At 57.1% G+C, this 25,128-nt stretch carries 20 protein-coding genes, 2 tRNA genes, 3 rRNA genes and 1 pseudogene; 11 read left to right on the top strand and 15 right to left on the bottom strand.

Annotated elements, in window-relative coordinates:
* Positions 1-106: 106 nt before the first annotated feature.
* On the bottom strand, positions 107-481 hold the full coding sequence (locus tag AB7M26_RS14190) for a DUF6124 family protein (protein ID WP_123497973.1): 375 nt from the start codon (positions 479-481) through the stop codon (positions 107-109).
* Between the two features lie 684 nt (positions 482-1,165).
* Between AB7M26_RS14190 and AB7M26_RS14185 the strand changes: the two genes are divergently transcribed.
* The gene (locus AB7M26_RS14185; protein ID WP_123497975.1) at positions 1,166-1,555 is read left to right on the top strand and encodes a hypothetical protein; all 390 of its coding nucleotides are present in this window, start codon (positions 1,166-1,168) and stop codon (positions 1,553-1,555) included.
* A gap of 58 nt (positions 1,556-1,613) precedes the next feature.
* Positions 1,614-2,516 (top strand): alpha/beta fold hydrolase, encoded by a 903-nt coding sequence (locus AB7M26_RS14180; RefSeq protein WP_429384848.1) that lies wholly within the window; start codon positions 1,614-1,616, stop codon positions 2,514-2,516.
* Here AB7M26_RS14180 and AB7M26_RS14175 read toward each other — a convergent pair.
* Positions 2,485-3,477 carry a GlxA family transcriptional regulator gene (locus AB7M26_RS14175; RefSeq protein WP_123498006.1) on the bottom strand — a complete coding sequence of 331 codons (993 nt, stop codon included), beginning with the start codon at positions 3,475-3,477 and terminating at the stop codon, positions 2,485-2,487. The genes AB7M26_RS14180 and AB7M26_RS14175 overlap by 32 nt on opposite strands.
* A gap of 99 nt (positions 3,478-3,576) precedes the next feature.
* On the opposite strand from AB7M26_RS14175, the gene inhA reads away from it, so the two are divergent.
* Positions 3,577-4,263 (top strand): isonitrile hydratase, encoded by a 687-nt coding sequence (gene inhA / locus AB7M26_RS14170; RefSeq protein WP_123497981.1) that lies wholly within the window; start codon positions 3,577-3,579, stop codon positions 4,261-4,263.
* Between the two features lie 37 nt (positions 4,264-4,300).
* On the opposite strand, the gene AB7M26_RS14165 is transcribed toward inhA, so the two are convergent.
* Both AB7M26_RS14165 and AB7M26_RS14160 read right to left on the bottom strand, forming a co-directional pair.
* Entirely contained in the window at positions 4,301-4,630 is a 330-nt protein-coding gene (locus tag AB7M26_RS14165) for an antibiotic biosynthesis monooxygenase family protein (protein WP_008013488.1), read from the bottom strand.
* 26 nt (positions 4,631-4,656) lie between these two features.
* Positions 4,657-5,286 carry a LysE family translocator gene (locus tag AB7M26_RS14160; RefSeq protein ID WP_123497983.1) on the bottom strand — a complete coding sequence of 210 codons (630 nt, stop codon included), beginning with the start codon at positions 5,284-5,286 and terminating at the stop codon, positions 4,657-4,659.
* Positions 5,287-5,375: 89 nt separating this feature from the next.
* On the opposite strand from AB7M26_RS14160, the gene AB7M26_RS14155 reads away from it, so the two are divergent.
* Entirely contained in the window at positions 5,376-6,701 is a 1,326-nt protein-coding gene (locus tag AB7M26_RS14155) for an aminotransferase-like domain-containing protein (RefSeq protein ID WP_429384843.1), read from the top strand.
* A 522-nt stretch (positions 6,702-7,223) separates the two neighbouring features.
* Here the strand turns inward: AB7M26_RS14155 and AB7M26_RS14150 are convergent.
* A complete protein-coding gene (locus AB7M26_RS14150) occupies positions 7,224-7,709 on the bottom strand; it encodes an SRPBCC family protein (RefSeq protein WP_123497987.1) in 486 nt (161 codons plus the stop codon).
* A 198-nt stretch (positions 7,710-7,907) separates the two neighbouring features.
* On the opposite strand from AB7M26_RS14150, the pseudogene AB7M26_RS14145 reads away from it, so the two are divergent.
* The 3 genes and pseudogenes from AB7M26_RS14145 (at position 7,908) to AB7M26_RS14135 (ending at position 9,739) form a co-directional block, all read left to right on the top strand.
* Positions 7,908-8,849: pseudogene (locus AB7M26_RS14145) on the top strand (ADP-ribosylglycohydrolase family protein).
* Positions 8,846-9,244, top strand: a complete 399-nt coding sequence (locus AB7M26_RS14140; RefSeq protein WP_429384840.1) for a GFA family protein — start codon at positions 8,846-8,848, stop codon at positions 9,242-9,244. Before AB7M26_RS14145 ends, AB7M26_RS14140 begins: the two are co-directional and overlap by 4 nt.
* Before the next feature lie 93 nt (positions 9,245-9,337).
* Positions 9,338-9,739: a lysozyme inhibitor LprI family protein gene (locus AB7M26_RS14135; RefSeq protein ID WP_123497991.1), complete on the top strand. Its 402-nt coding sequence runs from the start codon at positions 9,338-9,340 to the stop codon at positions 9,737-9,739.
* A gap of 195 nt (positions 9,740-9,934) precedes the next feature.
* On the opposite strand, the gene AB7M26_RS14130 is transcribed toward AB7M26_RS14135, so the two are convergent.
* The 7 genes from AB7M26_RS14130 to AB7M26_RS14100 form a co-directional block, all read right to left on the bottom strand.
* The gene (locus AB7M26_RS14130) at positions 9,935-10,189 is read right to left on the bottom strand and encodes a DUF1652 domain-containing protein (protein WP_123497993.1); all 255 of its coding nucleotides are present in this window, start codon (positions 10,187-10,189) and stop codon (positions 9,935-9,937) included.
* Positions 10,190-10,321: 132 nt separating this feature from the next.
* Positions 10,322-12,214 carry a penicillin-binding protein 2 gene (mrdA, locus tag AB7M26_RS14125; protein WP_123497995.1) on the bottom strand — a complete coding sequence of 631 codons (1,893 nt, stop codon included), beginning with the start codon at positions 12,212-12,214 and terminating at the stop codon, positions 10,322-10,324.
* 221 nt (positions 12,215-12,435) lie between these two features.
* Positions 12,436-12,551 (bottom strand): 5S ribosomal RNA (rrf, locus tag AB7M26_RS14120).
* Positions 12,552-12,711: 160 nt separating this feature from the next.
* Positions 12,712-15,603, bottom strand: a 23S ribosomal RNA gene (locus AB7M26_RS14115).
* 235 nt (positions 15,604-15,838) lie between these two features.
* Positions 15,839-15,914, bottom strand: a tRNA-Ala gene (locus AB7M26_RS14110).
* 30 nt (positions 15,915-15,944) lie between these two features.
* A tRNA-Ile gene (locus AB7M26_RS14105) sits at positions 15,945-16,021 on the bottom strand.
* Positions 16,022-16,185: 164 nt separating this feature from the next.
* Positions 16,186-17,724, bottom strand: a 16S ribosomal RNA gene (locus AB7M26_RS14100).
* The 16S, 23S and 5S rRNA genes sit together here with 2 tRNA genes alongside, the layout of an rRNA operon.
* A gap of 670 nt (positions 17,725-18,394) precedes the next feature.
* Here AB7M26_RS14100 and rhtA point away from each other — a divergent pair.
* The 4 genes from rhtA (at position 18,395) to AB7M26_RS14080 (ending at position 21,205) form a co-directional block, all read left to right on the top strand.
* Positions 18,395-19,282, top strand: coding sequence for a threonine/homoserine exporter RhtA (gene rhtA, locus AB7M26_RS14095; RefSeq protein WP_123497448.1), 888 nt, complete (start codon positions 18,395-18,397; stop codon positions 19,280-19,282).
* A gap of 169 nt (positions 19,283-19,451) precedes the next feature.
* A complete protein-coding gene (locus AB7M26_RS14090; protein ID WP_123497451.1) occupies positions 19,452-19,733 on the top strand; it encodes a hypothetical protein in 282 nt (93 codons plus the stop codon).
* Positions 19,734-19,831: 98 nt separating this feature from the next.
* Positions 19,832-20,572, top strand: a complete 741-nt coding sequence (locus AB7M26_RS14085; protein ID WP_123497452.1) for an SDR family oxidoreductase — start codon at positions 19,832-19,834, stop codon at positions 20,570-20,572.
* Between the two features lie 36 nt (positions 20,573-20,608).
* On the top strand, positions 20,609-21,205 hold the full coding sequence (locus AB7M26_RS14080; protein ID WP_123497454.1) for a 2-hydroxychromene-2-carboxylate isomerase: 597 nt from the start codon (positions 20,609-20,611) through the stop codon (positions 21,203-21,205).
* Between the two features lie 58 nt (positions 21,206-21,263).
* Here AB7M26_RS14080 and AB7M26_RS14075 read toward each other — a convergent pair whose 3' ends face one another.
* From AB7M26_RS14075 to AB7M26_RS14065, 3 genes are all read right to left on the bottom strand, one after another.
* Positions 21,264-23,072 carry an aminopeptidase P family protein gene (locus AB7M26_RS14075; protein WP_123497456.1) on the bottom strand — a complete coding sequence of 603 codons (1,809 nt, stop codon included), beginning with the start codon at positions 23,070-23,072 and terminating at the stop codon, positions 21,264-21,266.
* A 55-nt stretch (positions 23,073-23,127) separates the two neighbouring features.
* A complete protein-coding gene (locus AB7M26_RS14070) occupies positions 23,128-24,294 on the bottom strand; it encodes a cysteine desulfurase family protein (RefSeq protein ID WP_123497458.1) in 1,167 nt (388 codons plus the stop codon).
* A gap of 205 nt (positions 24,295-24,499) precedes the next feature.
* Positions 24,500-25,114: a LysE family translocator gene (locus AB7M26_RS14065; protein ID WP_123497460.1), complete on the bottom strand. Its 615-nt coding sequence runs from the start codon at positions 25,112-25,114 to the stop codon at positions 24,500-24,502.
* Positions 25,115-25,128: the final 14 nt, after the last annotated feature.

The following is a 25,128-nucleotide window of genomic DNA, read 5'->3' as shown; positions in this document are numbered from 1 at the left end:
CACCGTTCAACTGTGGGAGCGGGCTTGCTCGCGAAGGCGATTTCACATCCAACATTGATGTCGCCTGGCACACCGCTTTCGCGAGCAAGCCCGCTCCTACAGGGGATCAGCTGTGTGGCGAGGGTTTTGGCACGTCGACGTTATCGAGCACCCGATTCACCGCCAGCTCGGCCAGCATGATGACCTGCTGAATCGCCAGGAGCGTGTGCCGCTGCGGAGCATTGACATAGGCGGCAATGTCGCTGGTCATGACGCTGGCTGAGGCCAGTGATTCGCAAACATGGGCCAGCAGACTTTCGTTATCCATATCCGGTGCAACCAGAAACATTTTGCTTGGCTTGCGGCCTTCGGTTTTTTTCGGGGTGGGTTTGAGGTAGTGGTCGAGCGCGCGTTCAGCGGCGTCGTGGAGTTTTTTCGAATCGAGGGATTCGTAGGGGGAAACGTTGTCGGTTTCTGGGGGATTGGGACTGTCTTTTATCATGGTGTAACTCCTGACATTCATGAAGCTCACCGCCGTCGTGACCAAACGATGGGTGGTGGGCGGTACGCAGGTTGGTCAACCGGGAAGTCAGGCACCCGGCGCACTCGAAAGTGCCCCGCGCACAGCCCACCGCGAAGCATACCGACAAGCGCACGAAAAAGCGCCGACATGCTCACGTTGGCGCTTGCACGCCTGACATTGCACGGGTGACCAAACCCGGTCGCTGAATTGGCAGCGACCCGGAAAGACTATCGGCTCCCTTTCCTAACCTACAACCGCCAAAACTCGTCGGAAATATCCACTTTTACGACACTTTTTGTAGGATCGAGACTTACCCGCGATGAACTTAAACACACTCCGCCTGACAGAGCTGACCTTCTGTGGCGAGGGAGCTTGCTCCCGTTGGGGCGCGCAGCGGCCCTGAAATCTGCAACCCCATTCCTCCAGAAGCACCGCATTTGCTGGCTTTGCGGCCGCTGCGCAGCCGAACGGGGGCAAGCCCCCTCGCCACAGAGCCAGGTAGGCCGAACCTACAATCACTAAACAAAACCAGCCCAATCAACACGCGGTAACGCATTCCTACATCCGGAAATACCTTGTTGCCAGCGCTTACATCCATCCCTACCATCCACGTCAACGGGCACAGCGGAGCTGTCCAACAAAACCCGAATTCAAGGAACCAGAATGACTCAGCGTATCCATCGCAGCATCGACACCCCACTCCGATCAGGCCTGAACCGGGATGAACTGTGGGAGGGCCACGACAAAGGCCTGATCAAATGCTGGGAAATCGGCCGCCAACGCGCCGCCCGCTTCCCCGACCTCGCCCGACAATGCCTCACCGGTGAACTTCCGGTGCTAGGCTGGAAAGGTGGCGTCAGCCGCAGCCTGAAAAAACTCGAAAAATACGGATCCCTCAAATACCTCGCCCAATGGCAGGGGTTGCGCGGGGAAGATCTGGATATTGATTTGAGCGCAGAACGGGCGTTGACCTGTTCCAGAACCAAAATGGTCGTGACGTTTACGCCGGATCGGTCGAAGTATTTCAATCAGGTGGCGGACGTGGAGGCCTGAGGCAAAGGCCCTGAGTCTATTTGAACCAGCCTCTCAAAACAGCCCTCTGGAATGTCGAATGAACCATGACGCGCAGATCCAATACGCACTGACACCCAGCCTCAATCTCGCCTACGAAGAGCACGGCCCCACTACCGGCGACCCGGTCATTCTGCTCCACGGCTTCCCCTACTCCCCCCGCGCCTACGACGAAATCGCCCCGGCCCTCGCCGCAAAGGGCTACCGCGTTATCGTCCCCTACCTGCGCGGCTATGGCCCGACCCGCTTCAACTCCCCCGACACCCTGCGCTCCGGCCAGCAAGCCGTCCTCGCCCAGGATTTGCTGGACCTGATGGACGCCCTCGCCATCAAACAAGCTGCTCTGTGTGGCTACGACTGGGGCGGTCGGGCGGCGTGCATTGTTGCGGCGCTATGGCCGGAGCGGGTGCGCTGTCTGGTGACCGGGGATGGTTACAACCTTCAGAACATCCCCAACTCCACCCAGCCTCTGGATCCGCAGACCGAACACCGTCTCTGGTACCAGTATTACTTCCACACCCCGCGCGGTGTTGAAGGCTTGACCCAAAACCGCCGGGCCCTGTGCGAACTGCTCTGGACGTTGTGGTCGCCGACCTGGGCCAACAATGCCGAACGTTTTCCCTTGAGCGCGCCAGCCTTCGATAATCCGGATTTCGTCGAGGTGGTGATTCACTCGTACCGACACCGGTTCATGTATGCGCCCGGCGATCCGGCGCTGGAGTGGATGGAAGAAGCGTTGACCCAGCAACCGGCAATCAGCGTGCCGACGATTTCCCTGTGCGGCGCCGATGACGGTGTCGGCCCCGCGTCTGAAATCGATGAAGACGCCGAGCGTTTCACCGGCCCTTACCAACGCCGGGTACTGGCGGGCGTCGGGCATAACATTCCCGAAGAAGCGCCCGAAGCGACGCTCAAGGCATTACTGGATCTGCTGGAGGGCTGACGGAAAACCGCTCGCGGTAGGCTTGCGGCGTCACGCCCATGGCTCGCAGAAAACTGCGGCGCAAGGTCTCTTCACTGCCAAACCCGCATTGCACCGCGACCCGTTTGATCGGTACGCCGGTGTCGCTGAGTAGACGTCGCGCGGTCTCGACCCGAATCAGTTCGATGGCCCGCGCCGGAGTCTGGCCGGTGTCGGCGCGGTAGTGACGGACGAAGCTGCGCTCGCTCATGCCAGCCTGCAAGGCCAAGGTCGGGATGCCGAGATCCTTGGTGAGGTTTTCGCTGATCCAGGCATGAAGTTCGTCGAAGCGGTTGCCTTCCTGTTGCAGGGACAGGGTCACGCTGAACTGCGACTGGCCCCCCGGACGCTTGAGAAACACCACCAATTGCCGGGCGACGTCCAGGGCCATGGTTCGGCCGAGGTCTTGTTCAACCATCGCCAGGGCCAGGTCGATGCCCGCGGTGACACCGGCCGAGGTCCAGACCGGGCCGTCGTTGATGAAGATCGGGTTGGGTTCGACGTGCAGTTTGGGGTGCCGCTGTGCCAATTGCTCGCAACGGGTCCAGTGCGTGACCACCCGCCGCCCATCGAGCCAACCGCTGGCCGCCAGCAAAAACGCTCCGGTGCACACCGACGACACTCGCCGACACCCCGTCCCATGCTCACGCACCCAGGCCACCAGCGACTCGTCTTTCGCCGCCGCGTAAACGCCCCAGCCACCGGCAATGATCAAAGTGTCGCTGCCCTGATCCGGCAGCGGCTCTGCCAACAGCGCCAACCCCGCCGACGACATCACCGCCCCGCCGCCGCTGGCAATCACCGACGGCGCATAGGGTGGCAGCAAACCTTGCAGGCGGGCAATGTCGTTGGCCGAGGCGAACACCTGCAATGGCCCGGTGACGTCGAGCAGTTGCACGTTGGCAAAGGCCAGCACATGAATGGTTTTCGGGATGTTCGGCATGTTTGGCATGTTTGGCGTAATTCGTGGGGTGATTGGCGTATGCGCCAGATCCTACGAGCCTAGAGTGAAGCCGTCCACCCAACCAGGAGAAAAAACGCCATGACGTTGCAGATCGGCTTTCTGTTGTTTCCACAGGTTCAACAACTGGACCTGACCGGCCCTTATGATGTGCTGGCCTCGCTGCCGGACGTGAAAGTGCACCTGATCTGGAAGGATCTGGTCCCGATCACCGCGAGCACCGGGCTGGTGTTGAAACCGACCACCACCTTCGACGATTGCCCGCCGCTGGATGTGATCTGCATTCCTGGCGGCAGCGGTGTCGGGCCGTTGATGGAGGATGAAGAAACCCTGGCCTTCATCAAGGCAAAGGCCGCCGAGGCGCGGTATGTCACTTCGGTCTGCACCGGCGCGCTGGTGCTTGGCGCGGCGGGGTTACTCAAGGGCAAACGCGCCACCACTCACTGGGCGTATCACGAGTTGCTCGGGGTTTTGGGAGCGATTCCGGTGAACGATCGGGTGGTGCGCGACGGCAATCTGCTGACCGGGGGCGGAATCACCGCGGGGATCGATTTTGCCCTGACCCTGGCGGCTGAATTGTTTGATAAGGACACGGCGCAATTGGTGCAGTTGCAGCTGGAATACGCGCCGGCGCCACCGTTTGCTTCGGGGAGCCCTGAGACAGCGCCGGTCAGCGTGCTGGAGGAAGCCCGCAAACGCGCTGCCGCGTCGTTGAAACTGCGCTCGGAAATCACCGAACGTGCAGCGGCGAAACTCGCCCGCCAGTGAAAGAAACGGCTGCGGGCGCTATTGCCCCCGCAGCCAGTCACTCAGGTCGACCATTCGGCACAAACAGCTCGAACGAGTCATCACCATAAGCCCGCTCCACTTTAGCAATCACCACTTGATAACCCGCGTACCACTTGCGGTACTGACGCTTGGCCTCCAGGTGCCTGGGATGGCTGGCGAATTCTCGTATAGAGGTTTCGTCCTGCCAGTAATAACTGGCGTTGACCAACTCGCCATCGGCCGAGCACCAGGATTGGGTGCCGACAAACCCTTCGATGCTGATCGCGACTTCGTCGATCAACGCGCTCAAACGGTTGAACTCCTCGTCCCGTTGCCCGGGTTTGTAGATAAACGATGCGATGTACATGCAGAGATTCCTTTTCAGCGAATGAGTCAGGCCGGACGAGTCATCAGGACTAACCGGACGGCGAGCAACAGCAGTACTGCAGCCAGCCCCAATGACTGCCATCTGGCGAATGTCGAAGTACTGGAAACAAGCCGGCTGACCGTACTGCCGAAAACCCCGAGCAGGGTGTGAAACACGCCACTGACCAAGGTCAACACCATGCCCAGCAGCACCAGTTGTACGGCAATCGACCCCCGCTGCGCGTTAACGAATTGCGGCAGAAACACCATGAAAAACAGTAAGGCCTTGGGGTTCAGCAGGCTGTTGAGCATCGCCCGGATCAGCAGGGTCTTGAGCGGCACCTGCGCCACATCCGACGTGCCGCTGGCCGATGTTTTTTGCAACGCTTTGAACGCCAGCCACAGCAGGTACAGGCCCCCGGCATAACGGATCAGGTCGAAGGCCGGCGGCCAGCTGGCAACCAGTGCCGTAACACCCATCGCAGTCAGCGCCGTCAGGATCAGATCGGCCAGGCCAATGCCCAATCCTGACGCCACACCACCGCGCCAGCCATAACTGGCGCCATGGCTGATCACGAAGGCCATGTTCGGTCCGGGTGACAGCAGCAACAACATCACCGCGCCGACGAAAATCAATAAGGTCGCAGGGTCAATCACAGCGAAGTCTCCGTCCTGGAAAGCCTGTAGATTAGAACGCCAATCTGATACAAACAAAAAATTGATCCAGATACAAAGAGCACTCACCCATGACCCGTATTCGCTACAAACGCCTGGTGGATCAGTTCGCCGGGAAGATTCGCAGCGGTGAACTGCCACCCGCCACACAGTTGCCGACCATTCGTGCATTGATGCAGAGCGAGCGGATTGCCCTGGCCACTGCATTGCGGGTCTATCACGAGTTGGAAGCGATCGGCCTGGTGGTCGGCGAAACCGGCCGTGGCACTTTTGTGCGCGACACATCCTTGCCACGCGGACTGGGGCTGGAACAGCAACCACTGGGCGTCGGCATGGTGGACCTGACCTTCAATTACCCGTCGGTACCCGGTCAGGACGAGTTATTGCGCGAGGGTTTGCGAGCGATTGCCGCCTGCGGCGATATCGATGCGCTATTGCATTCTGCGCCTCAGGGCGGGCGCGCACATGAACGGCAGACGGCGGCCCGGCATTTACGCAATCGGGACATTCGGGTGGGGGGCGATCAGGTGCTGATCGTCAACGGCGCCCAGCAAGGTCTTGCCGTGACGCTGATGGCACTGCTCAAACCGGGAGATATTCTGGCCCTCGACGCCCTCACCTACCCTGGCCTTAAAACCCTGGCTCAGGCCCATCGGCTGGACCTCGAAGCCCTGCCGCAAATCGCCGGGCACACCGATCTCGACGCCCTGGAAGCGCTGTGCAAACGGCGCCCCGTGCGGGTGCTCTACAGCATGCCGACGATGCACAATCCGTTGGGGACGGTGATGTCCATCGCCGACCGTGAACGCCTGGTGCAATTGGCCGAACGCTACGACTTTCTGATCATCGAAGACGGTGCCTACGCCTTCCTCGCAGAACCGGCGCCCAAACCGCTGTTTACCTTGGCCCCGCAGCGCACACTGTATATCAGCGGCCTGTCGAAAAGCGTTGCCTCGGGCCTGCGCATTGGTTTCATCGTTGCACCGAAAGCGATGATGCCGGTGCTGGAACAAGCCATCCGCGTGTCGACATGGAGCACCCCGTCGCTGACCGTCGCACTGGCCTGCCACTGGATCGATAGCGGCGAAGTCGACAACCTCGAAGAGCAAAAGCGCCTGGACGCCCGGCGGCGACAAGATCTGGCTCAGCAAATCCTGAAAAATTGCGAGCTGGTGGCGCATCCCGGTTCCTACTACCTTTGGCTCAGATTGCCCGAAGGATTACGGGCCGAAACAGTTGTTGCCGAGTTGGAACGTAAAGGCGTGCAGGTGACCAGCGCCGACCCCTTTGCCACGACCACTCATGTGCCTCCTGCACTGCGGGTGGCCATGGGATCGATCAGCCTCGACGTGTTGAAGCGCGCCCTGGAGACACTGCGTGAAGTCGTGGACATCTGACAGACTTTTCTGACGCCCATAAAAAAACCCGCCGAAGCGGGTTTCTCAAGACCATTGCGACATCCTGTCGGCAGCCATCCTGGCGTATGGTCGATCATCCGTGATCCTGAGCACGTCCTGTGCTTCAGTTGATGGATCCAGATTAGACGTATCGGTGAGGCTTAAAAAGACGACATACCACTGGCTGCGTGTAAGCCATTGACCATTCAACGCCTGAAACCTGCACTACAGGGAAATCGGGTTTCAGTTTTCTAAAGACGAAAAAAAACCCGCCGAAGCGGGTTTTCCCAAGACCATATCGACTCCGTGTCGGCAGCGATCCTTGCAATGGTCGATCATCCGTGACCCTGGAGCACTTCCTGTGCTTCAGTTGATGGAGCCAGATTACCCTTCGGATCCAATCCGCAATAGACGACATAGCTACTACCGCGTGTAAGACATTCGCTATAGCCGCCCCTCCGAAACCCCTTAGATGTATCAGCCATCATGGGCTGAAGCCACGAGTTTCGTGGCCTGTAGGCATCAGCCTCCCTGACGTTCGTGATCCTTGGTGTCTATCAGAAATTTTTCAATATTGCTCATCTGCTCATCCCAACCCCGGCTGTCCATGCGGAACGCCTTGAGCCTGCGCGACTGAGGGATGTGGTCGAAACCGGACTCGACGACCGTCAACAACGTGCCTTCATCCATATCCTGGAGTTCGAACTTCACCAGCGTGGTGGGCTCCTGGGAGTAATCGGTATCAGGTTCGACTGCGTATGGGTGCCAGCGAAACGAAAACACCCGCTCCGGCTCGACCCGTTCCACCAGTACATTCCACAACAAGTGCTCATAACCAGGATAAGTAATCTGCCCCTGGGTCCACTCGCCGGCGACAAAACGCTTGCCTTCGAGTGCCACGCCGAACCATTGCCCGAAGGCTTCGGCGTTGGCCAGCACACGCCAGACCTGCGAGCGCGGCACCTTGAGCAGGATTTTCCTTTCGATGCGATCTGATGCTGGGTTCATAAGTCACCTCCTGTATTGAACAGTAGGCCCGTAAAGACCATAAGACCAACCTTAAAGTTGTATCAAACGCGTGTCGCAATCGAGCGAGCCTGAAATATTCGGCCTCAGTTTTGGCCATAAGTTCTGGTTTGAAGGGGGAAGTCCGCGGGCTGAAACTGCTAATGTTTGCAGCGACGTGCCCCCTTACAAGGAAGATTCATGCAGCCTTCACTCACGGAACGTTATCGCGCAACCCTGCTGGGGCTTGCGTGTGGGGATGCCGTTGGTACCCGTGCCGAGTTCCAGCCACGCGGCTCGTTTATCCCTCTGACCGATATGGTTGGGGGCGGCCCGTTCAATCTGAAGCCAGGGCAATGGACCGATGACACTTCCATGGCACTTTGCCTGGCAGAAAGCCTGCTGAACAAAAAAGGTTTTGATGCAGCCGACCAAATGGGCCGTTATCTCAACTGGTGGCAAAGGGGTTACCTGAGTTCGACCGGCGAATGCTTCGACATCGGCATGACCGTTCGTGAAGCGCTGACACGTTATCTGGAAAACGGTCAGCCATTCGCAGGTTCCACCGATCCCTACACAGCCGGCAACGGTTCGCTGATGCGGTTAGCGCCAATAGTGCTGTACTACTTTCCCGACCCCGACCGGATCAGGAGGTTTTCCGCAGACAGCTCGCGCACTACCCATGCGGCGCCAGAGGCACTTGAATGCTGTCAGTTGCTTGCCGCTCTGATCCGCAAGGCATTGCAAGGAGCGCCCAAGCAGGATTTGCAGAGCCTGCCAGAGACGACGTTCGTGGAACCAAAGGTCGCGAGCATTGCCCGAGGCGATTACCTCAGATAATCCAAAGACGATATTCGTGGTAGCGGTTACTGCGTTGCATCACTGGAAGCGGCCTTGTGGTGCTTTCACCACACTGACAGTTTTGAAGCCGCCATCCTCGAAGCGGCGAACCTGGGCGATGACGCCGATACCACTGCCGCCATCGTCGGCCAGTTGGCCGGGGCTCACTACGGTGTACAGACCATCCCTGACGGGTGGCTGGCGAAATTGCATCAGCGCGAAGACATCGAGGCCACGGCTGACGCCCTGCTTCGGGCCGCCGCTGCCGACATCTCAGCCACGCAACCAGGAAAAGCCACATGAATAACTTGCATGGCAGCTGCTTGTGCAAAGCCATCGAATACGAACTTGATAGCCTCGACATGCCCATCAGTCATTGCCACTGCCACACCTGTCGCAAGGCACACGCAGCAGCATTCGCCTCGACGGCCGGGGTCATACGTGAGCATTTTCGCTGGATAAAAGGACAGGACCGGCTAAGCACCTATGAGTCGTCGCCGGGCAAGCTTCGGCATTTCTGTTCGATCTGCGGATCGCATCTGATGGCAGAGCGCTTGGCCCAACCCCATGTAATCGTTCGCGTGGCGACGCTCGACGATGATCCGAAAATGACACCTCAGGCTCACATCTGGACGTCCCATGACGTGCGCTGGCTTGAATATGAATCGAATGAGAAGTGTCAGGAGTGGCAGACATAGTTTTCCGGATACACCGCGCCAGACTCTGATTTGTTGGCTGGCGGCGCCCCGCTACACTGCATTCCAACTTTCCATCATCACAGCGAACCTCCCATGCCCCCACGTTTTCTCTTTACGTTGACGCCGCTGCTGTTCACTCCTCTTGCGCATGCCATCGACTGCGACAATGCCACTGATCAGACGACGATGAATCAGTGCGCGGCGCAGCAGTACAAAGCGGCCGACAAGGAGCTGAATGCGCTTTACCAGCAAATCACCCTACGGTTGAAGGACAGCCCTGATGCCAAAAAGCTGTTGATCGGTGCTCAACGCTCATGGATTGCGTTTCGCGATGCCGAGTGCAAGTTCTCGGCGTCCGGAGTGGCGGGTGGCAGTGTGTATCCGTTGATCTATAGCGATTGCATCACCAAACTGACGAAGGCGCGGGTCGGGGCGTTCAGAACTTACTTGAAGTGTCAGGACGGGGATTTGAGTTGTCCAGTGCCTGGGGCTTGATGCTGCGGCTCGCGGGCATGCCTGATCCTGCAAGGGGCTTGGCGGTACACAAATTGTGTGTTCTCCAAAAATCCACCCGACAACTTGATGTTACCGATCTGCTTCAGGCTATAGCGTGTTCGGCGGTGGCCGAGTCTTCCTTCTCGGCTTCGGGAGACACGCCGCACCACCAACGTGGTGCGGCGTGACGCAGGCTCAACGGTAAAACGGCGCGTGAATGCCTTTATGAGCCTCGATTTCTTGCCGCATATCAGCCACCAGTGACGCGATCGCGTGGGGGCTATCCAGTGTCCATACCGGAACATGGGTGGCCACCAAATCCACTTTCCCGGTCATGCAATCGCAGACACGAATTGTCAGGGACTGGTCCGCCTCCATGCTGCAAGTGCACACCGCCGGCAAAAAACTATGTTCAATGATGTTTTGAATTTCCAGGGTTGAAAGGAACATCGCTACCTCCATCACGCCAGGTGTATGGCCGGGCAAATGCTCCCTCATTCACCCATTAGCCGGAAAATTCTAATCCTCAATAACGGCTGTCTCAAGACCGTAACAGGTTGCTCATCGTCTCGTTAGTGATCCTTAGACGTGAGGATCTCCCGGAGCTTTGCCCGGCACGGCGTATTGCGGCTTCAGGTGGCCGTCCTGATCGAGCAGCCAGGCGTCCATGATCTGCCGCACCACGGGACCGGCGACGCGACCACCAGCCTCGCCATTCTCGATCATCACCGAAATGACAATCTTCGGATGTTCGGCCGGGGCGAAACCGACGAACAAGGCATTGTCACGGTTGCGCTCCAGGGTTTTCGCCCGGTTGTAGCGCTCACCCTGCTTGATTGCCACCACTTGCGCGGTGCCACTTTTGCCGGCGATGCGGTACTGAGCGCCCGCCGCTGCCGCTCGAGCAATCCCGCGAGCGTCGTGCATCACCATCTGCATGCCGTGGTTGACCTGCTCCCAGTCACGCGGGTCCTTGAGCAGGATGTTCGGCATCGGATGCTCGTCCACCGGCGCTACACCATCCACCGTTTTGGCCAGGTGTGGTCGGTTCCATACACCCTTGTTGGCAATCAGCGCTGTAGCCTGGGCGAGTTGCAGAGGCGTGACCTGCATATAGCCCTGGCCGATGCCAAGGATCACGGTTTCACCCGGGAACCATGCCTGACGGCGAGTGGCGCGTTTCCAGGCTTGGGACGGCATCAACCCCGCAGACTCTTCGAACATGTCCAGCGAGACCTTCTCGCCGAGGCCGAACATCGCCATGTAATCGTGCAGGCGGTCGATCCCCAGCTTGTGCGCCAGATCGTAGAAGTAGGTGTCGTTGGAGCGCATGATCGCTGCGTCCATGTCCACCCAGCCATCGCCACTGTGGTTCCAGTTACGGTATTTATGATCGAAATCCGGTAGCTGGTAGTAACCCGGATCGAAAACGCGGGTCTGCGGAGTGACCACCCCGGCGTCGAGGCCGGCAATAGCCACTTCCGGTTTGATGGTAGAGCCCGGCGCGTAGAGCCCACGCAGCACACGATTGAACAGCGGCCGGTCGATGGAATCATGTAGCGCCGCGTATTCCTTGAAGCTGATGCCGGTCACAAACAAATTCGGGTCAAAACTGGGCTTGCTGACCATGGCCAGCACTTCGCCGGTCGATGGATCGAGAGCGACCACCGAGCCACGGCGATCGCCCAACGCCTCCTCGGCAGCTTCCTGAAGTTTGACGTCGAGGCTCAGAACGATGTTTTTGCCGGGGATCGGATCGGTGTGTTTGAGCACTCGCAGCACGCGGCCCTGAGCATTGGTTTCGACTTCTTCATAACCCACATGGCCGTGCAACTCAGGCTCGTAGAATCTCTCGATGCCGGTCTTGCCAATGGATTGCGTGCCACGGTATTCCACCGTGTCCAGGGCTTTGGATTCTTTCTCGTTGATGCGGCCGACGTAGCCGATCGAGTGTGCGAAGTGTGCGCCCATCGGGTAGTGGCGAACAAACTGTGGCTCTACGTCGATCCCTGGCAAACGGAATTCGTTGACTGCCAACACCGCGATCTGTTCTTCGCTGAGTTCATAGAACAAGGTGACGGGCACGAAGGGGTGTCGAGCCTGCTTTATTGCCTTGTCGAACAGCGTGCGGTCTTCAGCCGGCAGGTGCAGGAGGTTGACCACCTCATCCAGCTCTTCTTTGACGTCGGAGGCCCGTTCGCGGGTGATGGTCAGGTTGAAACTGGGCCGGTTGTCCGCCAGAAGCACGCCGTTGCGGTCATAAATCAACCCGCGGGTAGGGGCGATCGGCAATACGTGTACGCGGTTGTTTTCGGAGATCGTCGAGTGGTAGTCGTACTCGACCACCTGCAGAACATACAGCCGCACCACCAGCGCGCAGGTAATAGCGACGACGAACAAGGCGCAGGCCATCAGTCTTTTATTGACCAGGCGCGTCTCTTTTTCGTGGTCCTTGATTGGTATTGGTTCAGGCATTTCTGCAGCAGCTCTTTGACTGTGGAGGAGGTGCCGATCCATAGGTTTGAAATCAGTCCGTTAAAAAACGAGCTGCACCATACCAAAACGGCGTGGTTACTTTAGCGCCCGTTCTACCGAAACTTCATGAACAATGCAGCCCGATGCAGCCACCACGGTACTTTCCTGCGGACAAAACAAAACCCCTACCTGCATACGCAGATAGGGGTTTCGGAATTTAATCTTGACGATGACCTACTCTCACATGGGGAAACCCCACACTACCATCGGCGATGCATCGTTTCACTGCTGAGTTCGGGATGGGATCAGGTGGTTCCAATGCTCTATGGTCGTCAAGAAATTCGGTAGCCAGGTCGTGGGCCCTTGCGGGTTCACGCTCCAGCGAATGGGTATGTGATAGTTTGGTGTTTTGTGAGTGTCACAAACTTTCGGTTCGTTTCGTCTTCACACACCGCAATCTGGTGCCTTTTCAGGTCAGCAAATTGCTTGGGTGTTATATGGTCAAGCCTCACGGGCAATTAGTATTGGTTAGCTCAACGCCTCACAGCGCTTACACACCCAACCTATCAACGTCGTAGTCTTCGACGGCCCTTCAGGGGACTCAAGGTCCCAGTGAGATCTCATCTTGAGGCTAGTTTCCCGCTTAGATGCTTTCAGCGGTTATCTATTCCGAACATAGCTACCCGGCAATGCCACTGGCGTGACAACCGGAACACCAGAGGTTCGTCCACTCCGGTCCTCTCGTACTAGGAGCAGCCCCTCTCAAATCTCAAACGTCCACGGCAGATAGGGACCGAACTGTCTCACGACGTTCTAAACCCAGCTCGCGTACCACTTTAAATGGCGAACAGCCATACCCTTGGGACCGGCTTCAGCCCCAGGATGTGATGAGCCGACATCGAGGTGCCAAACACCGCCGTCGATATGAACTCTTGGGCGGTATCAGCCTGTTATCCCCGGAGTACCTTTTATCCGTTGAGCGATGGCCCTTCCATACAGAACCACCGGATCACTAAGACCTACTTTCGTACCTGCTCGACGTGTCTGTCTCGCAGTCAAGCGCGCTTTTGCCTTTATACTCTACGACCGATTTCCGACCGGTCTGAGCGCACCTTCGTACTCCTCCGTTACTCTTTAGGAGGAGACCGCCCCAGTCAAACTACCCACCATACACTGTCCTCGATCCGGATAACGGACCTGAGTTAGAACCTCAAAGTTGCCAGGGTGGTATTTCAAGGTTGGCTCCACGCGAACTGGCGTCCACGCTTCAAAGCCTCCCACCTATCCTACACAAGCAAATTCAAAGTCCAGTGCAAAGCTATAGTAAAGGTTCACGGGGTCTTTCCGTCTAGCCGCGGATACACTGCATCTTCACAGCGATTTCAATTTCACTGAGTCTCGGGTGGAGACAGCGCCGCCATCGTTACGCCATTCGTGCAGGTCGGAACTTACCCGACAAGGAATTTCGCTACCTTAGGACCGTTATAGTTACGGCCGCCGTTTACCGGGGCTTCGATCAAGAGCTTCGCGTTAGCTAACCCCATCAATTAACCTTCCGGCACCGGGCAGGCGTCACACCCTATACGTCCACTTTCGTGTTTGCAGAGTGCTGTGTTTTTAATAAACAGTCGCAGCGGCCTGGTATCTTCGACCGGCGTGGGCTTACGCAGTAAATGCTTCACCCTCACCGGCGCACCTTCTCCCGAAGTTACGGTGCCATTTTGCCTAGTTCCTTCACCCGAGTTCTCTCAAGCGCCTTGGTATTCTCTACCCAACCACCTGTGTCGGTTTGGGGTACGGTTCCTGGTTACCTGAAGCTTAGAAGCTTTTCTTGGAAGCATGGCATCAACCACTTCGTGTTCTAAAAGAACACTCGTCATCAGCTCTCGGCCTTAGAATCCCGGATTTACCTAAGATTCCAGCCTACCACCTTAAACTTGGACAACCAACGCCAAGCTGGCCTAGCCTTCTCCGTCCCTCCATCGCAATAACCAGAAGTACAGGAATATTAACCTGTTTTCCATCGACTACGCTTTTCAGCCTCGCCTTAGGGACCGACTAACCCTGCGTCGATTAACGTTGCGCAGGAAACCTTGGTCTTTCGGCGTGGGTGTTTTTCACACCCATTGTCGTTACTCATGTCAGCATTCGCACTTCTGATACCTCCAGCAAGCTTCTCAACTCACCTTCACAGGCTTACAGAACGCTCCTCTACCGCATCACCTAAGTGATACCCGTAGCTTCGGTGTATGGTTTGAGCCCCGTTACATCTTCCGCGCAGGCCGACTCGACTAGTGAGCTATTACGCTTTCTTTAAAGGGTGGCTGCTTCTAAGCCAACCTCCTAGCTGTCTAAGCCTTCCCACATCGTTTCCCACTTAACCATAACTTTGGGACCTTAGCTGACGGTCTGGGTTGTTTCCCTTTTCACGACGGACGTTAGCACCCGCCGTGTGTCTCCCATGCTCGGCACTTGTAGGTATTCGGAGTTTGCATCGGTTTGGTAAGTCGGGATGACCCCCTAGCCGAAACAGTGCTCTACCCCCTACAGTGATACATGAGGCGCTACCTAAATAGCTTTCGAGGAGAACCAGCTATCTCCGAGCTTGATTAGCCTTTCACTCCGATCCACAGGTCATCCGCTAACTTTTCAACGGTAGTCGGTTCGGTCCTCCAGTTAGTGTTACCCAACCTTCAACCTGCCCATGGATAGATCGCCCGGTTTCGGGTCTATTCCCAGCGACTAGACGCCCTATTAAGACTCGCTTTCGCTACGCCTCCCCTATTCGGTTAAGCTCGCCACTGAAAATAAGTCGCTGACCCATTATACAAAAGGTACGCAGTCACCCAACAAAGTGGGCTCCCACTGCTTGTACGCATACGGTTTCAGGATCTATTTCACTCCCCTCTCCGGGGTTCTTTTCGCCTTTCCCTCACGGTACTAGTTCACTATCGGTCAGTCAGTAGTATTTAGCCTTGGAGGATGGTCCCCCCATATTCAGACAAAGTTTCTCGTGCTCCGTCCTACTCGATTTCATGGCCAAGAGATTTTCGCGTACAGGGCTATCACCCACTATGGCCGCACTTTCCAGAGCGTTCCGCTAATCTCAAAGCCACTTAAGGGCTAGTCCCCGTTCGCTCGCCACTACTAAGGGAATCTCGGTTGATTTCTTTTCCTCAGGGTACTTAGATGTTTCAGTTCCCCTGGTTCGCTTCTTAAGCCTATGTATTCAGCTTAAGATACCTAACTTATGTTAGGTGGGTTCCCCCATTCAGACATCTCCGGATCAAAGTCTGTTTGCCGACTCCCCGAAGCTTTTCGCAGGCTACCACGTCTTTCATCGCCTCTGACTGCCAAGGCATCCACCGTATGCGCTTCTTCACTTGACCATATAACCCCAAGCAATCTGGTTATACTGTGAAGACGACATTCGCCGAAAATTCGCGATTAAACTCACAAATTTTACCTTAGCCTGATCACCACCAGTGAAAGTGGCCATCAGTCTATCTTTCTATCACATACCCAAATTTTTAAAGAACGATCTAGCCAAAGACTAGAAATCAACATTCACCATCGTCACGATGGAATGCTCATTTCTAAGCTTTCAACAAACAGAAGCAGTAGTGGTGGAGCCAAACGGGATCGAACCGTTGACCTCCTGCGTGCAAGGCAGGCGCTCTCCCAGCTGAGCTATGGCCCCGTATTTCTAAAGGCGTTTCCCACACAAAATTGGTGGGTCTGGGCAGATTCGAACTGCCGACCTCACCCTTATCAGGGGTGCGCTCTAACCAACTGAGCTACAGACCCAATTTCGAGCTACTAAGGCCGACCTCACCCTGCTCTTAACCACGAAGCATGGGGTGCGCTCTAACCAACTCAGCTACAACCTGATACAGGCTGCTTCTTTATCGTCTTCTTCAATGAATCAAGCAATTCGTGTGGGAACTTATGGAGCAGCTGATGTCGTCGATTAAGGAGGTGATCCAGCCGCAGGTTCCCCTACGGCTACCTTGTTACGACTTCACCCCAGTCATGAATCACACCGTGGTAACCGTCCTCCCGAAGGTTAGACTAGCTACTTCTGGTGCAACCCACTCCCATGGTGTGACGGGCGGTGTGTACAAGGCCCGGGAACGTATTCACCGCGACATTCTGATTCGCGATTACTAGCGATTCCGACTTCACGCAGTCGAGTTGCAGACTGCGATCCGGACTACGATCGGTTTTCTGGGATTAGCTCCACCTCGCGGCTTGGCAACCCTCTGTACCGACCATTGTAGCACGTGTGTAGCCCAGGCCGTAAGGGCCATGATGACTTGACGTCATCCCCACCTTCCTCCGGTTTGTCACCGGCAGTCTCCTTAGAGTGCCCACCATCACGTGCTGGTAACTAAGGACAAGGGTTGCGCTCGTTACGGGACTTAACCCAACATCTCACGACACGAGCTGACGACAGCCATGCAGCACCTGTCTCAATGTTCCCGAAGGCACCAATCCATCTCTGGAAAGTTCATTGGATGTCAAGGCCTGGTAAGGTTCTTCGCGTTGCTTCGAATTAAACCACATGCTCCACCGCTTGTGCGGGCCCCCGTCAATTCATTTGAGTTTTAACCTTGCGGCCGTACTCCCCAGGCGGTCAACTTAATGCGTTAGCTGCGCCACTAAGAGCTCAAGGCTCCCAACGGCTAGTTGACATCGTTTACGGCGTGGACTACCAGGGTATCTAATCCTGTTTGCTCCCCACGCTTTCGCACCTCAGTGTCAGTATCAGTCCAGGTGGTCGCCTTCGCCACTGGTGTTCCTTCCTATATCTACGCATTTCACCGCTACACAGGAAATTCCACCACCCTCTACCATACTCTAGCTCGTCAGTTTTGAATGCAGTTCCCAGGTTGAGCCCGGGGATTTCACATCCAACTTAACGAACCACCTACGCGCGCTTTACGCCCAGTAATTCCGATTAACGCTTGCACCCTCTGTATTACCGCGGCTGCTGGCACAGAGTTAGCCGGTGCTTATTCTGTCGGTAACGTCAAAACAGATACGTATTAGGTAACTGCCCTTCCTCCCAACTTAAAGTGCTTTACAATCCGAAGACCTTCTTCACACACGCGGCATGGCTGGATCAGGCTTTCGCCCATTGTCCAATATTCCCCACTGCTGCCTCCCGTAGGAGTCTGGACCGTGTCTCAGTTCCAGTGTGACTGATCATCCTCTCAGACCAGTTACGGATCGTCGCCTTGGTGAGCCATTACCTCACCAACTAGCTAATCCGACCTAGGCTCATCTGATAGCGCAAGGCCCGAAGGTCCCCTGCTTTCTCCCGTAGGACGTATGCGGTATTAGCGTCCGTTTCCGAGCGTTATCCCCCACTACCAGGCAGATTCCTAGGCATTACTCACCCGTCCGCCGCTCGCCACCAGGTACAAGTACCCGTGCTGCCGCTCGACTTGCATGTGTTAGGCCTGCCGCCAGCGTTCAATCTGAGCCATGATCAAACTCTTCAGTTCAAACATCTTTGGGTTTTTAAGAAACCCTAAACTTGGCTCAGCAATCGTTGGTTACATCTTTGATTTCTCGCGGAGTAACTTGTGATGCTGATAATCTTGTTGACTATCAGTCTGACTCCACAAGCACCCACACGAATTGCTTGATTCAGTTGTTAAAGAGCGGTTGGTTAAGATCTTTCGTCTCAACCGAGGCGCGCATTCTACAGCAGCCTCTGTTACTGTCAAGCGGTTATTTTCAGAAGCTTTCAAAGTTTCCTTTGCAACTTCAACCACTTGCGCTTCCGATCTCTCGTTAGCGGGAGGCGAATTCTACAGCGTTACTCGCTGCTGTCAACACCTCTTTTTCTCCGCTTTCGACCGAGAAGATCGAACCGTCAAAAGAGCCAAACAACACCGCCCTTTCAACTCCTTCTGGCTTCGATGAACTGAAGCGTAACCGCTGCCGAAAACTGCATAACTCATTGTTTACCAAGAAGTTTTCCGTTTCGACTGCGCCGGAAGTGGGGCGAATTATAGACGTCCAGAATCTGCCGTCAACCCCTGATTTGGTTTTTCTATCAGGATGTTCAAAAACCCTGCTTATATATAGACGCGCCCGCAACGAATGCGCAGTATATTGCCCAACACGTATAACAATACTCTCGCTTGCTACTTCGGACGATGCCACGCAATGAATGACCACCCCCGCAGCCTTGCCTCGACCCTGTTCTCGGTTGGCCTGCTCTTGATAGCCATGGCATCAATCCAGTCCGGAGCCTCCCTGGCCAAAAGCATGTTCCCGGTTATCGGTGCTCAAGGAACGACCACCCTGCGACTGATCTTTGCCAGTGTGATCATGCTGCTGATATTGCGCCCATGGCGAGCGAAGCTCACTGCGAAATCCCTGCGCACTGTTATCGTCTATGGGATGGCGTTGGGCGGCATGAACTTCCTCTTCTATATGTCCTTGCGCACTGTCCCCCTGGGTATCGCCGTAGCCCTGGAGTTCACCGGCCCATTGGCAGTCGCTATTTACGCCTCACGTCGAGCGATCGACTTTCTGTGGATCGCTCTGGCAGCCCTGGGTTTACTGCTATTGATTCCGACAGGCGCCACGAGCACGGGCATCGATCTGGTCGGCGCAGGTTATGCCCTCGGTGCTGGTGTCTGCTGGGCGCTGTACATTCTGTTCGGCCAGAAGGCTGGCGCTGATAATGGGGTGCAGACCGCTGCGTTGGGCGTGATGATTGCCGCCCTGTTCGTAGCTCCCATTGGTATTGTCCACGCTGGCGCTGCGCTACTGACACCCTCGTTGATTCCCGTGGCCATCGGGGTCGCCATTTTGTCCACCGCCCTGCCCTACACCCTGGAGATGGTCGCCCTCACACGGATACCAGCCCGGACCTTCGGTACGTTGATGAGCATCGAACCTGCGATCGGCGCGCTGTCCGGCCTGTTGTTTCTCCAGGAATACCTTTCCCTGTCACAGTGGATGGCTATCCTGTGCATCATTCTGGCCTCCGTCGGCGCGACCATGACCATGGGTAGCACCGCCAAGCCCGCAGTCGCAGCGGATTGAAACGGGATTTGACGAAGGTCTGGTATTTGCCGCTCAATTAGGCCATGTTTGGGCTACGTAACTCAGTGTCAGACATGGATTTTTTCAGATAGGGATATCAGAACGCTTCAAGCAAAAGCGAATGCAGGTAGACCCAGGCACAGATCCGGGGCTGCTATTAAGGACAGCAATGAAACGAATTTTGATACTGATCGCCGTACTTGCAATTGCGGGCTGCGCAGCGACCTCGAACCCCCAGACGAAACACGGCAAGAAAGGACTGCATATCAATTGTTCGGGGCTCTCGTCCTCGTGGGACAAGTGCTACACCAGCGCCGCCAATTCGTGTGCGCCCAAGGGTTACAAGGTCATCGCCAAGTCAGGGGATGCGGTGGAAGAACCCGGTGACTATCCCTTCGGCCTCAATCCTGCCGGCTATACCAGCCGCAGCATGATCGTCATCTGCAAGTAACCCTCCCCTCCTATCGGGCTTGCATAGCCCGATAGGCGCTTCGCTCCGATGCTGCTAACGTTTGTCAGTCAATGACCGTTCAGCAAAGGGCGATATCCATGACCACCGCTATCAATAACAAGAAGATCGTACTGGTCGTCGGCGCGGGCGATGCCACCGGCGGCGCCATCGCCAAACGTTTTGCCCGTGAAGGGTATATCGCCTGCGTCACACGTCGCAGCGCAGACAAACTCCAGCCATTGGTAGAGTCCATCACCGCCAGTGGCGGCGAGGCCCACGGTTTTGCCTGTGATGCGCGTAATGAAGAAGACGTGATAGCGCTCATCGAGCAGATCGAAACCGAGCTCGGCCCCATCGAAGCGTTCGTCTTCAATATCGGCGCCAATGTGCCGTGCAGCATCCTCGAAGAAACTGCCCGCAAGTATTTCAAGATTTGGGAAATGGCCTGTTTCTCAGGGTTTCTCAACGCCCGTGAAGTGGCCAAGCGCATGGTCACCCGCCAACGGGGCACGATCCTGTTCACCGGCGCCACTGCTGGCTTGCGCGGCGCCGCGGGTTTCGCCGCCTTCGCCGGGGCGAAGCACGGGATTCGCGCCTTGGCGCAAAGCATGGCCCGCGAACTGGGACCGATGAACATCCACGTCGCCCACGTCGTAGTGGATGGCGCCATCGATACCGATTTTATCCGCGATAACTTTCCGGAAAAATACGCGACCAAGGATCAGGACGGCATCCTCAATCCCGAGCACATCGCCGACAACTATTGGTACCTGCATAGCCAGCCACGGGACGCCTGGACCTTCGAACTGGATCTGCGCCCCTGGAACGAACGCTGGTAAGCCCTCCCCTACAACAATAAGAAGAGCACATCGACCATGAGCAAAACCGTGGAGTTCTTTTTCGACCTCGGCAGCCCCGCCACTTACCTGGCCCATACCCAACTGCCAAAGATCTGCAAACAGACCGATAGTCAGCTGATCTACAGACCGATGCTGCTGGGTGGCGTCTTCAAAGCTACGGGCAATGCTTCCCCCATCACCGTACCGGCCAAGGGTCGCTACATGTTTCAGGACCTGGACCGCTATGCCAAACGTTATGGCGTACCGCTGAAGTTCAACCCGAACTTCCCGATCAATACCCTGATGCTGATGCGCGCTGTCACAGGTATGCAACTACGCCACCCCGAACGCTTTCAGGCGTTTATCGATTGCCTGTTTCACGCCCTTTGGGTTGAGGGATGCAGCCTCGATGATCCTGCGACTGTTGCCGCCGTGCTGACGCAAAACGGTTTCGATCCAAACGAGGTGCTGGCAATGACCGCCGATGAAACCGTCAAAGCCGCCCTCAAGGAAAACACTGAGGAAGCGGTGCAACGCGGTGTATTCGGTGCGCCGAGCATGTTTATAGGCGATCAGCTGTTCTTCGGCCAGGATCGGCTGGACTTCGTCCTTGAAGCCCTACTTGCGCCATAACAAGCGCCTGCCTATGACCTGAGCCAGGCGCTGGAAACAGCGCCTGGACTCAAACCGCTCAAATAGCCGCGGTTCGGGTGTTCAACCATTCGAGGGCCGCACCGTTGAGCAACGGGCTCAGGCGTTCACGCACCTCGGCGTGATAACCGTTGAACCACTGCTTTTCGTCTTCAGTCAGCAGCGACGGTTCCAGGCAACGGGTGTCGATCGGGCACAGCGTCAGGGTTTCGAATTTCAGGAACTCCCCGAATTCGCTCTTGCCTGCTTCACGATTCAATACCAGGTTCTCGATCCGCACTCCCCAGCGACCCGGACGGTAAGTACCCGGTTCGATGGAGGTGATCATGCCTGGCTGCATCGCTGTTTGCGGTGCCGCCGCGGCCTGATAGGCGATGACTTGCGGACCTTCGTGAACATTGAGGAAATAGCCGACGCCGTGACCGGTGCCGTGGCCGTAGTCGACGCTTTCCGCCCAGATCGGCGCGCGGGCAATAGCGTCCAGCAACGGCGACAGAATGCCTCGTGGAAACTGTGCGCGGGAGAGCGCAATCACGCCTTTGAGTACGCGGGTGCAATCGCGCTTCTGCTCGTCAGTCGGCGTACCCACCGGCACCATTCGGGTGATGTCGGTGGTACCGCCCAGGTATTGGCCGCCGGAGTCGATCAGCAACAGGCCGTCACCCTCGATCACCGCGTGTTCTTCTTCGGTGGCGTGGTAGTGCGGCATCGCTCCGTTGGCGTTAAACGCGGCAATGGTGTTGAAGCTCAGAGAGACATAATCCGGACGCCGGGTACGCGCCGCGGTCAGGTGTTCGTCGATGGTCAGTTCGGTGATGCGCTCACGCCCCCAAGCCGCTTCCAGCCAGGCGAAGAATTCGCACAGCGCCGCGCCGTCCTGCTCCATTGCCCGACGAATGTGTTCGGCATCGGCCAGGCTTTTCTGCGACTTGGCCAGAGTGGTCGGGTTCAGGCCTTCGAGCAGTTTCACGCCGCTGCTCAGGTTATCCAGCAGACCGGCCGTGACCCGCGCTGGGTCGACTTGCAGGCTCTCGCCGCTCGGCACGGCGCGCAAGGCGGCGGTTACCTCGCTGTAATCGCGCAGGGTCACGCCGTCGTGTTCGAGAATGGCGCGCAGCTCGGCGCTCACTTTGCTCAGGGCGACGAACAAGGTGGCCTGCCGCTGGCTGATCAGGGCGAAGGACACGAACACCGGATTGAACGACACATCGCCGCCGCGCAGGTTGAACAGCCAGGCGATGTCATCGAGGGTGGCGATGAAGTGCCAGTCGGCACCGCGCTCTTTCAGCACCTCACGCAGTTTGGCGAGTTTTTCGCCACGGCTGATCGTCGCCTGAGGCGGCAAGTGTTGATAAATCGGCTCATTCGGCAGACTTGGACGATCACTCCAGACTTCATTCAGCAGATCGATGTCGGTGCGCAGACGTGCGCCGCGCTCTTCAAGTTTGCTGCTCAAAGTACGCGCGGAGGCCAAGGCCATTACCGCGCCATCGACTGCAACGACACCGCCTTCAGGGGTTTGCTCGGCCAGCCAATCGAGCGGGCCGGGTTGACCCGGTTGCAGCTTGACCAGTTCGATGCCGCTGCCCTTGAGCTCCTTGCTCGCTTGTTCCCAATAGCGGCTGTCGGCCCAGACGCCGGCAAAATCCGGCGTAATGATCAGCGTGCCCACCGAGCCATGAAAACCCGACAGCCACTGCCGTCCCTGCCAATAGCCCGGCAGGTATTCCGACAGGTGCGGGTCGGCTGACGGCACCAGCAGAGCATGAATGCCCTCCCGGCTCATCAGCTCGCGGGTTTGCGCCAGGCGCTGGGGTACCAATCCATTGGTCAAAGGCTGTGTACTCATCGTGTCTCCTGCTAACCACTCATCATTATTATTCGGTGCCGATCGGAGTCGGCGCTTAAGGACCTGTCGCCCAGAATGCCGGAGCACTGGCGCAAGTTGCTTTAATCAGGTGTACCGCTTGATCGATATCCTGCTCGGTGGTGAAACGCCCCAGGCTCAAGCGAATGGTGCGACTGGCCGAGCGTGCGTCATGCCCCAGGGCCAGCAATACATGGGACGGCGCATTGCTGGCGGAATTACAGGCCGAGGTCGCGGAAAACGCAATCGAGGTGCTCAACGCCGCGGAACTGAACTCACCTTCGTTGAAAGTCAGGCTCAGGGTATGGGGAATGCGCTGGGTCGGGCTGCCATTGAGACGCACGCCGGGGATGCTCAGCAGCGGTTCGAGCAAGCGTTCACGCAGACGCGCGATGGTGGCTTTCTCTTCATCGAACAATTGCGCCGCCAACGCGAAGGCTGCCCCCATTGCGGCAATCTGGTGCGTCGCCAGCGTGCCGGAACGCAACCCGCCCTCGTGACCGCCGCCGTGGATCTGCGCCTGCAGACGCTGCTGAGCACGAGGACCGACATACAGCGCGCCGATGCCTTTGGGACCGTAGACCTTGTGCGCCGAGAACGACATCAAATCCACCGGCCACCGGGCCAGATCGATCGCCACTTTGCCCGCGCCCTGAGCCGCATCAACGTGGAATAACGCATCGCGATCACGCACCACCTGGCCGATGGCCGGGATGTCGTTGAGGGTGCCCAGTTCGTTATTGACCAGCATCAACGACACCAGAAAGGTGTCCTCACGCATCGCTTCGCTGACCGCTTGTGGAGTAATCAGGCCATCGGCATCGGGCACCAGATACGTCACCGCAACGCCTGCGTCCTGCAACTGTTTTGCAGTGTCGAGAATCGCTTTGTGTTCGATCTGGCTGGTGATGATGTGGCCGCCGGAAACACCGCGGGCCTGGGCCACGCCCTTGAGGGCAAGGTTGTTGGATTCGGTGGCGCCGGAGGTCCAGACGATCTGTTCCGCCTGGGCGCCCACCAATTCGGCGACCTGGCGCCGTGCTTGCTCGACCGATTGCCGGGCCTGTTGGCCGAAGGCGTGGGAACTGGACGCAGGATTGCCGAAGTTACCGGTGAAACCCAGACACTCGACCATGACCTTGATGACCCGCTCATCCACCGGCGTGGTGGCGGCGTAGTCGAAATACAACGGACGTTTATTCATAAAAGACTCGCAGAGCGTGTTCCGGGATCAGGAAGCTCGTCACTGGAAATGTCAAAGCGCCGCCTCATGAGCGACGCCGAATTTTCAGAACGACAGCAATACCTGATCGCAGGCCATTAAAGAAGGACAACTTCATTTAAAAGTGCGTAGGAACGCTCCTGAAGTCGAGCTTAACAGGCATCGGGCCACCGGATGAAGCAATGCGTCAGCTAAAACTTTCGAGCAATAACGGATACATCGAAGCCACCAACAATAAGGCCATACCCCAGTTGAACAGCCGCAACCAGCGGCGATCGCGCAGCACATTGCGCAACAGCGTGCCGCAACCGGCCCACACCCCGACGCTTGGCAGGTTGATCAAGGCGAAGACCGCGGCAATCACAATCACATTAGTGAAATAGCCCTGCATCGGCGTGTAGGTGCTGATGGCACCGATGGCCATGATCCAGGCCTTGGGGTTGACCCATTGAAACGCTGCCGCACCCAAATAACTGATCGGTTTACCCTCGCCCTGTTCACCCTCGGCGACCGGACCGGAATGAGCAATCTTCCATGCCAGGTACAGCAAATACGCCGCGCCGACATAGCGCAACACGGTGTAAAGCATTGGATAGGTTTGAAACACCGTGCCCAGGCCGAAACCGACAGCAACCACCAGAATGAAGAAGCCGCAGGTAATGCCCAGCATGTGGGGGATGGTGCGGTGAAAGCCGAAATTCACGCCCGAGGCCAGCAACATGGTGTTGTTCGGACCGGGGGTGATCGAGGTGACAAGGGCAAACAGGGCAAAGCCCAGCAGCAGGTCGAGCGAGAGTGTCATGGGTGGCAGTCCAT

The sequence above is a fragment of the Pseudomonas sp. F-14 TE3482 genome (genome assembly GCF_053629455.1).
This window is presented reverse-complemented; position numbering and strand designations above follow the sequence as displayed.